At 55.4% G+C, this 14,709-nt stretch carries 13 protein-coding genes and 2 pseudogenes; 5 read left to right on the plus strand and 10 right to left on the minus strand.

Annotation, left to right across the window (positions count from 1 at the left end):
• The 8 genes and pseudogenes from QZ506_RS02040 to QZ506_RS02075 all read right to left on the minus strand — a co-directional run.
• Positions 1-442: winged helix-turn-helix domain-containing protein (locus QZ506_RS02040; protein ID WP_291968692.1), on the minus strand; the 442-nt coding region annotated here is incomplete at its 3' end.
• A 144-nt stretch (positions 443-586) separates the two neighbouring features.
• Positions 587-1,333 (minus strand): annotated as a pseudogene (locus tag QZ506_RS02045) (cyclase family protein).
• A 48-nt stretch (positions 1,334-1,381) separates the two neighbouring features.
• Positions 1,382-3,544, minus strand: a complete 2,163-nt coding sequence (gene uvrD, locus QZ506_RS02050; protein WP_291968693.1) for a DNA helicase II — start codon at positions 3,542-3,544, stop codon at positions 1,382-1,384.
• Between the two features lie 83 nt (positions 3,545-3,627).
• Entirely contained in the window at positions 3,628-4,344 is a 717-nt protein-coding gene (gene yigB, locus QZ506_RS02055) for a 5-amino-6-(5-phospho-D-ribitylamino)uracil phosphatase YigB (protein ID WP_291968694.1), read from the minus strand.
• On the minus strand, positions 4,344-5,261 hold the full coding sequence (xerC, locus tag QZ506_RS02060) for a tyrosine recombinase XerC (RefSeq protein ID WP_291968696.1): 918 nt from the start codon (positions 5,259-5,261) through the stop codon (positions 4,344-4,346). The genes yigB and xerC overlap by 1 nt, the downstream gene beginning before the upstream one ends.
• Positions 5,258-5,962, minus strand: a complete 705-nt coding sequence (locus tag QZ506_RS02065) for a DUF484 domain-containing protein (RefSeq protein ID WP_291968698.1) — start codon at positions 5,960-5,962, stop codon at positions 5,258-5,260. The genes xerC and QZ506_RS02065 overlap by 4 nt, the downstream gene beginning before the upstream one ends.
• The gene (dapF, locus tag QZ506_RS02070; protein WP_291968700.1) at positions 5,959-6,783 is read right to left on the minus strand and encodes a diaminopimelate epimerase; all 825 of its coding nucleotides are present in this window, start codon (positions 6,781-6,783) and stop codon (positions 5,959-5,961) included. Before dapF ends, QZ506_RS02065 begins: the two co-directional genes overlap by 4 nt.
• 81 nt (positions 6,784-6,864) lie before the next feature.
• Complete coding sequence (locus tag QZ506_RS02075; RefSeq protein WP_291968713.1) at positions 6,865-7,038, minus strand: lipoprotein; 174 nt, start codon at positions 7,036-7,038, stop codon at positions 6,865-6,867.
• A 77-nt stretch (positions 7,039-7,115) separates the two neighbouring features.
• Between QZ506_RS02075 and cyaY the strand changes: the two genes are divergently transcribed.
• Positions 7,116-7,451, plus strand: coding sequence for an iron donor protein CyaY (gene cyaY / locus QZ506_RS02080; protein WP_291968701.1), 336 nt, complete (start codon positions 7,116-7,118; stop codon positions 7,449-7,451).
• Positions 7,452-7,492: 41 nt separating this feature from the next.
• Here the strand turns inward: cyaY and QZ506_RS02085 are convergent, their stop codons facing one another.
• A complete protein-coding gene (locus QZ506_RS02085) occupies positions 7,493-10,048 on the minus strand; it encodes a class I adenylate cyclase (RefSeq protein ID WP_291968703.1) in 2,556 nt (851 codons plus the stop codon).
• A 335-nt stretch (positions 10,049-10,383) separates the two neighbouring features.
• Between QZ506_RS02085 and hemC the strand changes: the two genes are divergently transcribed.
• From hemC to hemY, 4 genes are read left to right on the plus strand one after another with little or no spacing between them, the layout of a single operon-like run.
• Complete coding sequence (gene hemC, locus QZ506_RS02090) at positions 10,384-11,325, plus strand: hydroxymethylbilane synthase (RefSeq protein ID WP_291968705.1); 942 nt, start codon at positions 10,384-10,386, stop codon at positions 11,323-11,325.
• A complete protein-coding gene (gene hemD / locus QZ506_RS02095; protein WP_291968707.1) occupies positions 11,322-12,062 on the plus strand; it encodes a uroporphyrinogen-III synthase in 741 nt (246 codons plus the stop codon). The genes hemC and hemD overlap by 4 nt, the downstream gene beginning before the upstream one ends.
• Positions 12,063-12,108: 46 nt before the next feature.
• Positions 12,109-13,254: a uroporphyrinogen-III C-methyltransferase gene (gene hemX, locus QZ506_RS02100; RefSeq protein WP_291968709.1), complete on the plus strand. Its 1,146-nt coding sequence runs from the start codon at positions 12,109-12,111 to the stop codon at positions 13,252-13,254.
• 2 nt (positions 13,255-13,256) lie between these two features.
• On the plus strand, positions 13,257-14,435 hold the full coding sequence (hemY, locus tag QZ506_RS02105; protein ID WP_291968711.1) for a protoheme IX biogenesis protein HemY: 1,179 nt from the start codon (positions 13,257-13,259) through the stop codon (positions 14,433-14,435).
• Positions 14,436-14,595: 160 nt separating this feature from the next.
• Here the strand turns inward: hemY and QZ506_RS02110 are convergent.
• A pseudogene (locus QZ506_RS02110) lies at positions 14,596-14,709 on the minus strand (IS1 family transposase); the annotation flags it as partial.

The following is a 14,709-nucleotide window of genomic DNA, read 5'->3' on the forward strand; positions in this document are numbered from 1 at the left end:
AATGCTTATGATTTTCTTCACTGAATTTATGGGGTACGCCCGCCGGTTTTTTGTAGGAGAAACCATGACGGTGCAACCACTTGTTCATGCCGGGAATACTGAATCGGATAGCCCAGCGATGTTCGACATAAGCCACGATGTCGTGGGTATGATGGAAGAGATGTTTAGATAAATAGCTGATTAAGAGCGCAGTCTTTTCAGCACAAAGCCGACTTGCAGACCCACCGTTTTCAGGTTTAAGTTTGCGAATGTTGACGTAATCGTTGATATGTTGGTTTACCGTCGTTTCGTGCAGACGCAGAGCTTGCGCAATCATCGCAGAGCTCCGGCCTTCGGAGGCCAGCAGGATGGCTTTGATGCGATCACAAACACGCTTATCACGACTGGTGTCATGAAGGTGTTCGAGTTCGGCTTTTTGCTTGTCGGTAATAAATATCTTCATAGTGGGTGAGCACGATCTTCTTACCGCGTAAAATCAAGCATCTTCAATGATCACGGGTATAAAAGATGCCCGAATTGTTCAATTCAGCCTCAAACGATAAGCACGTGCGGCGGAGGTGACTTTCCCACGCCGCCTCCATACCATTTAGCACTCATCGTCAGGCAGATAGGCAATCGCCCGAACCGGAAAGCCCGGCACACCGGCAAAATTGGGAAAGCTGACCTGAAGATACGCCCCGACAGCAGGCACCTGATCCAGGTTGTTCATCACCTCGACCTGCCAGGCATCGCGATCGAGCACATAGAATTTGCCAATCAGCCCATTGTTGCGACGAAAATCCACGGCGGCATCAGTGTCCAGTGTTTCATGGCCGACGGCAGCAATCTGGCGCTGTTCAAACAAAAAGCGCAATGCCTCTATGGACCAACCCGGCGTATGGCTATTGCCTTCGGCATCGTTGTTGGCAAAGGCCTGCGCATCCGGCCAGCGCTTGATCCAACCGCTGGCGAACGCCACAAAGCAACCCGATGGGATCTGACCGTATTGTTGCTCGAAATCCACAATGTCCTGTACGCCGAGACGGTAGTCGGCATCCTGTGCCACCGCCTCCTGCTTGTGGATCACGCGCAACGGCAGCAACAATGCCTTGTTGGAAAGACCATCCAGACAGCGTTTGCCCAGAGAAAAATGCGCAGGGGCATCAATGTGCGTACCCGTCTGGGTTACAAAGGTGATCTGTTGGGCAAAAAAGCCATCCTGCTAAACCGCATACAGCGTGTTGCGCTGCACGCCGGGAAACGCGCTAAAGATCGGGATTGATTCTGTTACGCTGTGCGTCAGGTCGACCCATTTCTTGCCACGCAGGGCAGTGATTATCTCGTCTAACGTCATCCCGGTTGTTCTCCTTTTCTGTCAAACGCGACAGTGTTGATGCCTGTGTTATACCGTCTCCAACCGCGCATAGGCGGCGACCAGCCACTTGATACCTTGTCCCTGGAAAGAGACCTGTAAACGACAATGCTCACCGCTGCCTTCCAGATTGATGATGGTCCCTTCGCCAAATTTGTCGTGGCGCACCCGCTGGCCCAAGGCATAGCCGCTGTCACTTTGGCTCACTGGAGTACCCAAGCGCTGGTGATTGACTGGACGCGACACGCTGGCACACGGACGCACTTCCTCCACGCACTCGACAGGCAGTTCACCAACAAAACGCGATGGGCGATGATAGGTTTCCTTGCCGTACAACCGCCGGCTTTCGGCATAAGTCAGGGTGAGCTTCTGCATGGCGCGCGTCACGCCGACATAGGCCAGACGGCGCTCTTCTTCGAGACGCCTTCCCTCATCCAGCGACATCTGGCTCGGGAACATGCCCTCTTCCATGCCAACGATAAACACCTGAGGAAACTCCAGCCCTTTGGCGGAGTGCAGCGTCATCAGTTGCACCGCATCCTGATAAGCATCGGCCTGCCCCTCCCTCGCTTCCAATGCCGCGTGAGAGAGAAACGCCTGCAACGGCATCAGGTCCATGTCTTCTTCCTGATAGCTGAACTGGCGCGTTGCCGTCACCAGTTCTTCCAGGTTTTCTACCCGCGCTTGCCCTTTCTCGCCGTTTTCCTGCTCATACATCTGCCACAGGCCGGAATCTTTGATAGCGCGGTCGGTTTGCACGTGCAGCGGCAAATCGGCGGTTTCATAGGCCAGTGCTTCCACCAACTCGAGGAAGCGCTGCAACGCCGAAGCAGCTCGCCCTGCCAGCGCTTTTTCCTGCAACAGCACGCGGCTGGATTGCCACAGCGTCACCTGTCGATCGCGCGCGGTTTGACGCACCACATCCAAGGTGCGATCACCAATACCGCGCGTTGGGGTATTCACCACGCGCTCAAAGGCAGCATCATCATTGCGGTTGGCAATCAGGCGCAAATAGGCGAGCGCATCTTTAATTTCCTGACGTTCGAAGAAGCGCATGCCGCCATAAATCCGGTACGGCATGTTCTGTTGTAGCAAGGCCTCTTCCAGCACGCGTGATTGGGCGTTGCTGCGATACAGGATGGCGTTTTCCTTGAGTACACCGCCATTTTCCTGCCACACCTTGATGCGATTAACCACAAAACGGGCTTCATCCAGCTCGTTAAACGCGCAGTACAAGGAGATTGGGTCCCCCTGCGCATCTTCCGTCCACAGGTTTTTACCCAACCGCCCGCCGTTGTGTGCAATCAGCGCATTAGCCGCAGTAAGAATGTTTCCGGTGGAGCGATAGTTCTGCTCCAGACGAATGGTTTCGGCTTTGGGGAAGTCATTTAAAAACAGATGGATGTTTTCCACCTGCGCCCCGCGCCAGCCATAAATTGACTGATCGTCATCACCGACGATCATCACGCTGGCGGTGTCTCCCGCCAGCATGCGAATCCAGGCGTACTGAATACGGTTGGTATCCTGAAATTCGTCCACCAGAATATTGGTAAAGCGCTCGCGGTAGTGACTGAGAATATGGTGTTTATTCAGCCACAGTTCGTGAGCGCGCAGCAGGAGTTCGGCAAAATCGACCAGTCCGGCGCGATCGCACGCTTCCTGATAGGCCTGATAGACCTTGAGCCAGGTTTGCTCAACGGGATTGCCATAGCTTTCGATATGCTGTGGGCGCAGACCTTCGTCTTTCTTGCCATTGATGTACCACATCGCCTGGTGCGCCGGCCACTGTTTGTCATCCAGATTCAGCGCCCGAATCAGGCGCTTGAGCAGACGCAGTTGATCTTCACTGTCCAGAATTTGAAAATCCTGCGGCAAACCTGCATCAAGATGGTGAGTGCGCAGCAGGCGGTGCGCCAGACCGTGGAAAGTGCCGATCCACATGCCGCCCTGACTGGTGCCGATCAAATGCTTGATACGGTGGCGCATCTCCGCCGCCGCCTTGTTGGTAAACGTCACCGCCATGATGGAATAGGGCGAGCACTGCTCAACGGACGTCAACCAGGCGATACGATGCACCAGCACCCGCGTTTTGCCGCTTCCGGCACCCGCCAGTACAAGAAGATTCCCACGCGGCGCGGCAACAACATCGCGCTGTTTATTGTTCAGGCCATCAAGAAGTTCAGAAACGTCCATCGGTACAGTTATCCGTTAACAGACAAGCAGTAACCCCAGGGGCACTTACTTCACTGGTGATTTATACAGCTAAATTAGCAGAATTATAGCAGCGTTGTGAGCAATGCCAACCGTGAAATTTCCACATGCGGCAATAGCCGCGCGTCGTCAATCTTCATCAGGTTGCCTTTATGCGGGTTAATCCAGCACGCTTGCAAGCCATTACGCACCGCACCGGCCACGTCGGTGGTCAAGTCGTCACCCACGTGCAGAATCTGCCCCGGAGCCACGCCCAGCGCCTGCGCTGTCCGATGGTACATATCACCAAAGGGTTTGGCGCGACCGTTCGGCCCCGCGCGCAAGATAAACCGAAAGTAGCGATCCAGCCCGAAGCGGCTGGGATCGGCATTGCCATTGGTGATAGCAACCAGCGGCCAACGCTGGGACAAGGCGTGCAACGTATCATGGGTTTCCTGCGTCGGAGTAATCTGGCTGCGCCAGTGAGCAAAGTGCGCCATCGCCTGCGCTGCACCTTGGCTCGCCGTCACCGCATCCAGCCCCGCCTCCAACAACAATTGCGCGACTGCCCGCCGACGCCACTCGGTGACATCATGGTATATCTCCGGCTCCTGTTCACGCAGCGCTTCGCGAATACGCTGTAAATCGCTAGACTGCACAGCGCTCAGAGCAGGGTGAAAGGCTTGCAGAAAGCGCACCGATTCCAGTTGGGTGCGCTGAATTACTTCACGGTTATCGTACAGCGTATCGTCTAAATCAAACGTCATGGCGGCTATCGGTGCCAGTGGACGGTAAAAATGCATCATGTCTTCCCTCGTTTGGCACGCGGATGTGCGGCATCGTACACCGTCGCCAAATGCTGAAAATCTAAATGGATATAAATTTGAGTGGTAGAAAGATTGGCATGCCCCAGCAGTTCCTGCACCGTGCGCAGGTCACCGCTTGATTCCAACATATGGGTGGCAAAAGAGTGGCGTAGTTTATGCGGATGGACGTGGCTGTTCAGCCCCTGCTTGATCCCCCACTCGGCAAAGCGCTTTTGCACGTTGCGCATCGAAATGCGCTTGCCCTGTCGGGTAATGAAGATGGCATCATCTTCCGGACCAAACAGCTCACGGCGTTCCAGCCACTCACGCAGCCAGTGCACGGCGGTACGCCCCAGCGGCAGCTTGCGCTCTTTGCTGCCCTTTCCCACGAACCACACTTCGCCTCCGTCCAAATCGACATGTCGGCACTCCATACCGACCAGTTCCGCCAAACGTAAGCCCGCGCCGTACATCACTTCCAGCATGGCGCGATCGCGTACCGCAAGCGGATCGTTGAGATCGATCTCCAGCAGGCGATCTATTTCATCCACATCCATGTTTTTCGGCAGATGTCGGCCCGCTTTGGGCGCAGAAATACCGCGCGCCGGGTTGGCGGTTAACACCCCTCGCGCCACCTGCCAATCAAGAAAACTGCGCAGTGCCGAAAGGCGCAACGCCAGACTTGCCGCTTGCAATCCACCGCGTTTGCTGCGCGCAGCCACTGATCTCACCCCCGCCGCATCCAGCGTGTGCCAGTCGGTGATGCCCATTTCATCCAGCATGGCGGCAATGGCACCCAGTTGACGGCAGTAATTTTCCTGCGTCAGCGGACTGAGTTGGCGTTCCGCTTTCAAATAACGTAAAAACGCTGCGACCGAGGTCAACAATGGTGAAGGCAGCGCGGCGTCGCTCATGCCCGCTCGACCCAACGCGCCAGCATATCCGGCAGCAGGTTGGCCAGGTGTTGCAACAGCACGGTACCCATGCCGTCTTGATAGTGATGACTGTCACGGCTACTGAAAATCACCAGGCCCAGCGAGTCGTTTTTTCCCAACAGCGACAGCGCTACGGAGCCCACCTGCCGCGCCTGCGGTAGCAGTAATAGCAGTTCCGGCCCGTTAAGGCTGCCAAGATAGTGGTTACTGTCACGAAAACGCTGTATGCGCAGCGGTTCAAACAACGAACGCGACAGCGCCAAATGGGTAAAGCGCGAAGGCGCGCTGATACGCCATTTATCACTGAACAGGCAAATATCCGCGCCAACCAACCCTTGTTGGCGTGCCCAGCGCTGTAGGCGTTCAAGCAAGTCATGCAACCCGGTAGCCGCTGACAAATCGGTTTGTAACGCCAGCAGACGACGGAACAACACTTCGTTGCCGCGCGCCTGCTCCATCAGCAAGGTGATCTCTTCTTCCAACTGCGCAATGTGGTGCCGCTGGCGCGCTAACTGCCATTCAACCAGCGAGACCGTCCCCCGCACCGGGTGCGGAATGTGCATCTGCTCGACCTGCCGCGCATTGCGAATAAAGAAATCAGGGTTCTGTTGCAGGAATTGCAAAATCAGTTCGTCACTCAGTGCGCTCTGGCGTTCTGCCTGTTCCTCGACCTGCTTCATAAATGAATAAATCCATCATAGACATGGGTGGCAGGACCGGTCATATAAAGCGGATGCACGACCCCTTTCCAATGGATATCAAGATCGCCCACCGGTAACGAGACGCGAACTTCATCCGCCAATAGCCCTTGCTGAATGCCCACCGCCACGGCGGCACAGGCACCGCTGCCACAGGCCTGCGTTTCGCCCGCGCCACGTTCGTAAACCCGCAGGCGTATGTGGCTACGGTCAACAATCTGCATAAACCCAACGTTGACGCGCTCAGGAAAACGCTCGTGGCTTTCCAGCACCGGGCCAAGGGTTTCCACATTGGCCGTATCAACATCGTTAACCTGAATCACACAATGGGGGTTACCCATTGAAACCACACCGCACAACACCGTATTATCGTTGGCGCGCAGGATATAGGTTTTTTCCGCCTTGGCGGCCCGAAACGGCACGCGCTGCGGTTCAAAATCCGGCTCGCCCATGTTCACCCGCACCAGCTCATCATCTGTGACGCTGAGCACCATGCGCCCGGTATGAGTACTCACCGCAATATCGCGTTTGTTGGTCAGCCCTTTGATACGCACGAAACGGGCGAAACAGCGCGCGCCGTTACCGCACTGGGCCACTTCACTGCCGTCCGCATTGAAAATGCGGTAGTGAAAATCCAGCTCAGGATCGTAAGGCGGCTCGACCACTAGCAATTGATCAAACCCTACCCCGCGGTGGCGATCCGACAAACGGCGAATCAGCTCCGGCGAAAAATATACATTTTGTGTAACGGCATCGACAACCATAAAATCATTGCCCAAACCGTGCATTTTAGCGAACTGCATTATACTGACTCCGCTCATGTAACCGGGCGCGGTAATTGCTATCGTGACCTGTTATCCGTGATTAAAAGGAAACCGTGCCGGTTACGGGCGCATCGACGGCTTTTGATGCGTATTCTTCTGTGAGTCTGGGATGTTGGTCGGCTCACCGCTCGGCATATAAAGCGGTCCTTTCAACCCGCAACCCACCAATCCCAGCAATCCCAGCAATCCCAGCAGCATCAGCGCCAGAGAAAATGAACGAAATACCTGCTTCATGTCATTAAGACCTGTCAATCATCTATGCATGCTCTCTATAATCGCAGGTGGATCATGAAAAGCAATAGGAATCGAAAATGAACGACAGTGAGTTTCATCAATTAGCGGATGCGTTAATGTTGACGATCGAAGAAGCGTTGGACGACTTCGACGGTGATGCCGATATCGATTACGAAACCAACGGCGGCGTGATGACACTGAGTTTCGAAAACAGCAGCAAGATTGTCATCAACCGCCAGGAGCCACTGCATCAGGTATGGTTGGCGACCAAAGCCGGTGGCTACCACTTTACGTATCAGCCAGACAAGGGTCAGAAGGAACAGTGGATCTGCGATCACAGCGGCCAATCCTTTTTTGCGCTGCTGGCGCAGGCATGCAGTGCGCAGGCAGGTGAGGACGTCTCTTTCGATTAACGCGGGAAAACTCTCTGTTACCACCAAGGACAACCAGAGCGTTACAGCATGTGCAGCCGCTGTTTGATCGCGGGCGACGCGCTTTCATTGCCCGGCGGTATGTTCAAATGAGATAGCGTCGCACTGCGAAAAGGAATCACCTGTGCCCGTCCATCCAACTGCACAATCTGGTAGAATTGCGGCAGGTTGAAATTGATAAAGCTGGAGCCATAGGTAAAGCGGTCATGGGACGAGGAGTAAAAACTGCTCACGTCACGTACCAGCTCTTCCTTGCTGCCTTCACAGTGGTGATAAACCTCAACGCGGTTCGAATCATCCAGAATAAAGATATTAAATCCTTGCTCTTCCGGCAGATCTTCAAAGAAGAACTGGATGATCCCTTCGCTCGCCACGCCGTCGATGACCGCTGGCAGATGAATATGGTTGGTCTCCACCTGCGTGGGCAACCCTTGCAGTTTGTTGTTGGAAATCGCGCCGTAGAACTCCACCGCATTTTCCAGCTTCTGCACAGATACGCTCAGGCGTTCGAAGAACAGGCCCAAAGTCTGCCCTGCCACCTTTACCGCTTTGAAACGGCCCGGCTCTTGTCGGGTGCTGGACAGGCGTAGTTCAATGCACTCAGACACCAACTGCTGCACACGCGTGCGAATCAAACCGCGCAGGTGTTGGCTGTAGCAGAACACTTCCAGCGATTCCGGCAGCGCCGCATCCTGATGCATTTTACCCAAAATGGTTTTCAGAGCTTCCAGCACTGACTGTTCGCCATTGAAATGCAGGGTTCGCACTTCATTCCACGAATTGCGGTACAGCAGGTCAATGCTGCCCACCAGACACTGCTGCTGCTCGCCGAAACTGAACACGTCCAGATGGCGGAAATCAAAGTGCACCACCTGATTGCGGAATGCCGCCGTTGGATCGTGCTCCAGATTGACGATAATCGCCAGATGCCGAATTTCGCACGGGCTGTACAGCGCCTTGGGCGTAGGTGCCGGTAAACGCAGTGGGAAGTGGCAGGAGACGTCATCCACCAACTCGCGCAGGCGGGCAATATCGATCTGTTCGCTGCCCTTGATGTGCAAGCGCGTGTTCGGCGTCAGCAGCCCGTTAAAATAGGCCCACGCCACCAGTTTGTTCAGATAGCGGTTATATTCCAGCGGCTGATGGCTGATGATGGCATCCATACACGGTGCCTGATTGTACAGATACCAGCCAGAGCGGTTGGCGCGACCCCCCTGAACGTAGATAAAGGTCAGATCCGCTTCGGACAAGTCAGGCGAAATTTGTGGATTAAGCAGCGTCACTTTACCCGGCAGCGCTTCAAAGGCGGCATACAATTTACGCGTCAGTACACCGATATCCTGCGGACTGGCACTCACGCTCAGGTTGTTGCGCCGCGCAAAGCGGATCAGGTTGCGATAGGTTTGCATCATCGCATCGAGCAATTCATTGTGCGCTTCACGCACGCGCTCAATTTTCCAGTTGGCGCGATTATCCAGCATGGCAAGGTGTTCGCTGCTCCAGCCCCACTCTTGCACCAGTTGGCTTAGGATCTGCCGCCGCCAGCCGACGCAGGCTTTTTCGCGCGACAGTTTTTCGCAGACTTTGAGATAAAAACAACGCCGCGCCAGATCGAGGCGCGTGGGGTCTTCAATTTGCCTGAGGTATTCTGTTACCCGATCCAGCATCATACAATAAGGATCGAGTCCAAACGCCACGATCTCCCCTTTGTGCAGCCGGGCTTTGATATCCATCGACAGCAAGCGCGTGTCAGGGTATTGCCAGGAATAGGCCTCAAGCAGCAGGGTCTTCAGTACCGCTTTGTACGGGGAATCGATACTCTTATACAGCTGCCACAGACTGGCGCCGAAATACTCTTCCGCAGAGAGCGAACTCAATCCGCCCAGATCCAGCCACTCGTTGGGCGCAAGCGCACCCTGCGCGTAAAGCGACAGGACGTATTCGTCGTAATGCTCTTCTTCTTCAACCGGCACCATATGCCACAACAGGCGTTTACCGGCCATGCGCACGGCGGTGCGATAAAATTCGTCCAGCAACAGGATATGCTGCGTCGAGCCGCAGTCTTCGCCGCCCAGGCTACCACTTTCATTGTGGCGAAAACGGTTCTCGTCAATCAGGAAGAAGATGACGTCCACCCCTTGCGCCGCCGCCCATTGCTCCAGCAGGGTACATTTCTGCTGTAAACGCTGGTGCTCTTCGTGATCTAGCCAGGATTGGTGGCACACCCAGATATCCAGATCGGAAGAGCAACTCTGGCCGATGGACGAAGTGCTGCCCATGGAGTAAACGCCGGTAATCGGCAATTCACCTTGGGAATTGATGGCAGGGATCTCTCCCCAGCGCAGTTCAATGCTGTCGATGTAGCGCTGTTGGTTTTCATCGGGCATGAAGGTGCACACACCGTGCGGAACCTTACCTTCAAGGTAGCCCGGCATGAGCGGGTGATGGTGATGCAATAATACGGGCAGAAGGCGATAAACCTGCTGAAAAGCGGGTTTCATTGCTTCCAGAGCGCGGTCAACTCGCAGTTGGTTGATCGCGTCCAGTCTCTGCTTCAAAGTCTCGATGTAGAAGTACAAGACGGTCCGCCTGATTATCCCAGTGCCTAGAAAAAACCCCGTGTTCCAAACTCATCAGCAATAGAATTAGAGGAGTGACTGATAAGATAGTGCTGGAAACGTGATCAATTTAACACCTTGCTCATTGAGCGTAAAGAAACTAAAGAAAGTTAGCCACGATTAGCTTACTTTCCCTTATTGCCCCTCGCTCTCTGGCATGATTACGCCGCGATTCCCCCACCTCATGGTGAAAACACGCACCCTACCGTCGCTATCCAGCACCTTCAGCGCCGGAACGCTGACACCTGAGCGTCTCAGTGATACGATGGCGCTAAATGATAAAAACGGTATTAAGCATGGTAGACAACACCCTTAGGATTGCCACCCGACAAAGCCCACTTGCACTGTGGCAAGCTCATTATGTGCAACAACAGTTGCAGCAATATTACCCCACGTTGCAGGTTGAACTGGTTCCCATGGTGACGCGCGGCGACATCATCCTGGACACGCCGCTGGCAAAAGTGGGCGGCAAGGGGCTGTTTGTTAAAGAGCTGGAGCGCGCCTTGCTGGAAGGCCGCGCGGATATCGCCGTGCACTCGATGAAGGATGTGCCGGTATCGTTCCCCGACGGGCTTGGCCTGTATACCATTTGTGAGCGTGACGATCCGCGCGATGCCTTTGTTTCGAATCGGTATGCCAGCGTGGCCGATCTCCCGCTCGAAAGCTGTGTCGGCACCTCCAGCCTGCGCCGCCAGTGCCAGTTGCGCGTTCGCAGACCCGATCTGATCATCCGCGATTTGCGCGGGAACGTTGGAACTCGCCTGAGCAAGCTGGATAACGGCGACTATGACGCCATTATTTTGGCCGTTGCCGGGCTGTCACGTCTGAATCTGTCAGAACGCATCCGCACGCCACTCACCCCGGAAGGGTCGCTGCCCGCCGTCGGTCAGGGTGCGATTGGTATCGAATGCCGGGAAAATGACGCCCGCGTGCGCGAACTGCTGGCACCGCTCAACCATGAACAGACCGCCTGCCGCGTTCTTGCTGAACGCGCCATGAATCTTCGCCTCGATGGTGGCTGCCAAGTCCCGATCGGCAGCTATGCTGAACTCAATGCCGGGCAACTCTGGCTAAGAGCCTTGGTTGGCGCACCGGATGGCAGCAAGATGATTCGCGGTGAGCGCATCGGCCCCGCCAGCGAAGCGGAACGCATGGGCATCGATCTGGCTGAAGAGCTGTTAGCCAACGGAGCAGACGCTATTCTGCACGCCGTTTATCAGGGTGCAGGCTCATCATGACCATTCTGGTGACCCGCCCGTCACCAGCGGGGGAGGCACTGGTGAAACGACTGCGCAAGCTCGGACACGCGGCTTGTCATAGCCCGATTATCGATTTTTCCCCCGGCAGTGAATTGCCTTCCCTGTCAGCACGGCTGGCGGCGCTACGCGAGGGCGATATGCTGTTCGCGCTATCGCAGAACGCCGTGCGCTACGCCGCCGCCGCACTCACGCAAGTGGGTTTATCCTGGCCCGCCATCCCGGTTTATTACGCCATAGGACGTACCACCGCACTGGCGCTGCATCAGGCCACTTCTCGCGCCGTTGCCTATCCGCCCGAGCGGGAAACCAGCGAAATGCTGCTGCAACTGCCAAAATTACAAAATATTAGTGGCAAAAACGCGCTATTATTACGAGGGAATGGCGGCAGAGAGCTGCTAGCAACAACGCTCGCTGAACGCGGCGCACAGGTCAGTTATTGTGAATGTTATCAGCGCAGTCCGGTCTATTATGATGGGCCGGAACAGAGCCGACATTGGCAGCAACTCGGTATCGATCGTCTGGTGATCACCAGCGGCGATATGCTGCATCAGCTGTATGCGCTGGTGCCACATTATTATCGCGAATCCTGGCTGCTCCACTGCCAGGTTATCGTTGTTAGCGAACGGTTGGCGCTAGAGGCACGCCAGCTTGGCTGGCGTGATGTGATTATCGCGGACAATGCCGATAACGACGCGCTTGTGCGTCTGCTATCGTGACTGCACGGCCAACCGTACAACAAACCAGACCATGGGATGACCCATTATGGCGGAACACCATACCCCTTCAACCCCATCGGAAACGGTGACAGAACACCCTGATGCCACGTTTTCGTCCTCCGACGCCGCGTCAGCGGATGGACCGCGCAGGGACCGTACGGGACATGGCCGCGTGCTGGGTGGCGTTGCCATTGCTATCGCCCTGCTGTTAAGCGGGGGCGTGTACTATCTCGGACAGCAGCAGGAGAAACAAAACGCCGCGTCCATGGCTCAAATGAAGGGTGAGTTGGCAGCGCTACAGCAACAGTATCAGCAGGATAAAACGGCGTGGCAGGCCGCGCTGGCACAACAAAAACAGTGGCAGGACAGCACCACGAACCAGTTGAACGGGGTCACGCGTGAATCCAGCGAACTTAGCCAGAAACTGGCCGCCCTTTCCAACCACGACACCAGCACCTGGCTGCTGGCGCAGGCGGATTTTCTGGTCAAACTGGCCGTGCGCAAGCTGTGGAGTGATAAGGATGTACTGACCGCGGGCGCACTGCTGAAGAGCGCCGATGGCAGTCTGGCTGACATGAACGATCCTAACCTGCTTGAGCTGCGCCGCGCCATTGCCAACGATATCAGCGCGCTGGCGTCAGTCGGTCAGGTGGATTTCGACGGCATTATTTTGCGGGTGAATAAGTTAACCGATCAGGTAGACAATCTGCGTCTGGCCGATAACACCCAAGACGATGATGCGCCAATGGATGAAACCGACAGCGAGCTTTCAGCAACACTCAGCGAATGGCGACAGAACCTGAGCAAAAGCTGGCACAACTTCATGTCCGATTTTATTACCATTCGCCGACGTGACAGCAATGCCGAACCCCTGCTGGTGCCGAATCAGGATTTCTACCTGCGTGAAAATATCCGAGCTCGCCTGCTGACCGCCGCACAGGCCGTGCCGCGTCATCAGAACGAGACCTTCAAACAGTCGCTGGAAGCGGTATCCACCTGGGTGCGGGCCTATTTTGATACCAGCGATCCGGGCACCAAAGCCTTTCTGGAACAGGTTGACAGCTTAAGCCAGCAGCCCGTCTCTCTGGATGTTCCTACTACACTGCAAAGCCAGCCGCTGCTGGAAAAACTGATGCAAGCGCGAGTGCGTAATCTGCTGGCGCAATCGCCGGCGCTGCAACAGGAGGGCTGATCATGCTGAAAGTGCTGTTCTTGTTCCTGATCCTTATTGCTGGCGTAGTGCTTGGCCCGATGCTCGCAGGACGTCAGGGCTATGTACTGGTGCAAACCGACACCTACAACATCGAAACCAGCGTTACCGGATTGGTTATCATGCTGGTGCTGCTGTTGGTCGTTCTGTTTGCGCTGGAGTGGCTGTTGCGCCGCGTATTTCGCACCCGCTGCTGGTTCCTGGGCCGTAAACGCACACGCGCTAGAAAACAGACCAAAGCAGCCCTGCTTAAACTGGCTGAGGGCGATTATCTTCAGGTTGGAAAACTGCTGACGCGTAACGCGGATCACGCAGAGCAACCGGTGGTGAACTATCTGCTGGCCGCCGAAGCCGTGCAGCAGCGCGGTGATGAATTTCGCACCCGACAATATCTGGAGCGAGCGGCTGAAATGGCCGACACCGATCAGTTGCCGGTAGACATCACCCGCGTACGCATCCAACTGGCTCGTAATGAGGATCACGCCGCACGCCATGGCGTCGATAGTTTGCTGGCATACGCACCGCGCCATCCTGAAGTATTACGGTTAGCGGAACTGGCGTTCCAACGTACCCATGCTTACGGTGCGCTGTTAGATATTCTGCCTGCCATGCGCAAAACCCAGATTCGTACTGAGGAGGAGTTGGGGGCATTGCGCCAATCCGCCCTGCTCGGTCTGATGGAACAAGCGATGGCGGAAGGCGGCAGCGAAGGCCTGAAGCAATGGTGGAAGGAACAAAGCCGTAAGGTACGGCAAGATTTGCCATTGCAAGTGGCGATGGCGGAACACCTTATTGCCTGTGACGATCACCATACCGCCCAGCAGATTGTGATCGACGGATTGAAACGTCACTACGATGAACGTCTGGTACTGCTAATGCCACGTCTAGCCGCAGGCGAACCGGCCTCATTGGAAAAACTCCTGCGCCAGTTGCTAAAACAGCACGATAACAGCGCGTTGCTGCACAGTACCCTGGGACAGTTAATGCTGAAACAGGGGGAATGGCAGCAGGCCAGCGATGCGTTTGCGGCAGCGTTGGCGCTGCGCCCGGATGCCTTTGATTACGCCTGGCGCGCCGATGCCTTTGATCATCTGCGCCAACCGGAAGAAGCGGCACAGATGCGTCGCGAAGGGCTGTTACTCACACTACAAACCCCGTCTTAATCGCGCTCCCCGCTGCACCACATTCTGGGGCAGCGCTATCCCATCAGCGAAAGAGACTCTCTTTTATACCGTTACGCAATATACCCTAAATAATTCGAGTTGCAGGAAGGCGGCAAGTGAGTGACAAATTGGTTCGTGTATTCAATGAGTTGATGTAGCATCAAACGTAGTACTCGCGTTCGATGTAAGTACCGATGATCCTATCGTGCATTTCGGATGATTTTGAATATCCGAGCGTATTGCGATTGAGCCGTTACAATCGGTTACGCAGTGT

Source organism: Candidatus Symbiopectobacterium sp. (genome assembly GCF_020054415.1).
Lineage (GTDB): Bacteria > Pseudomonadota > Gammaproteobacteria > Enterobacterales > Enterobacteriaceae > Symbiopectobacterium.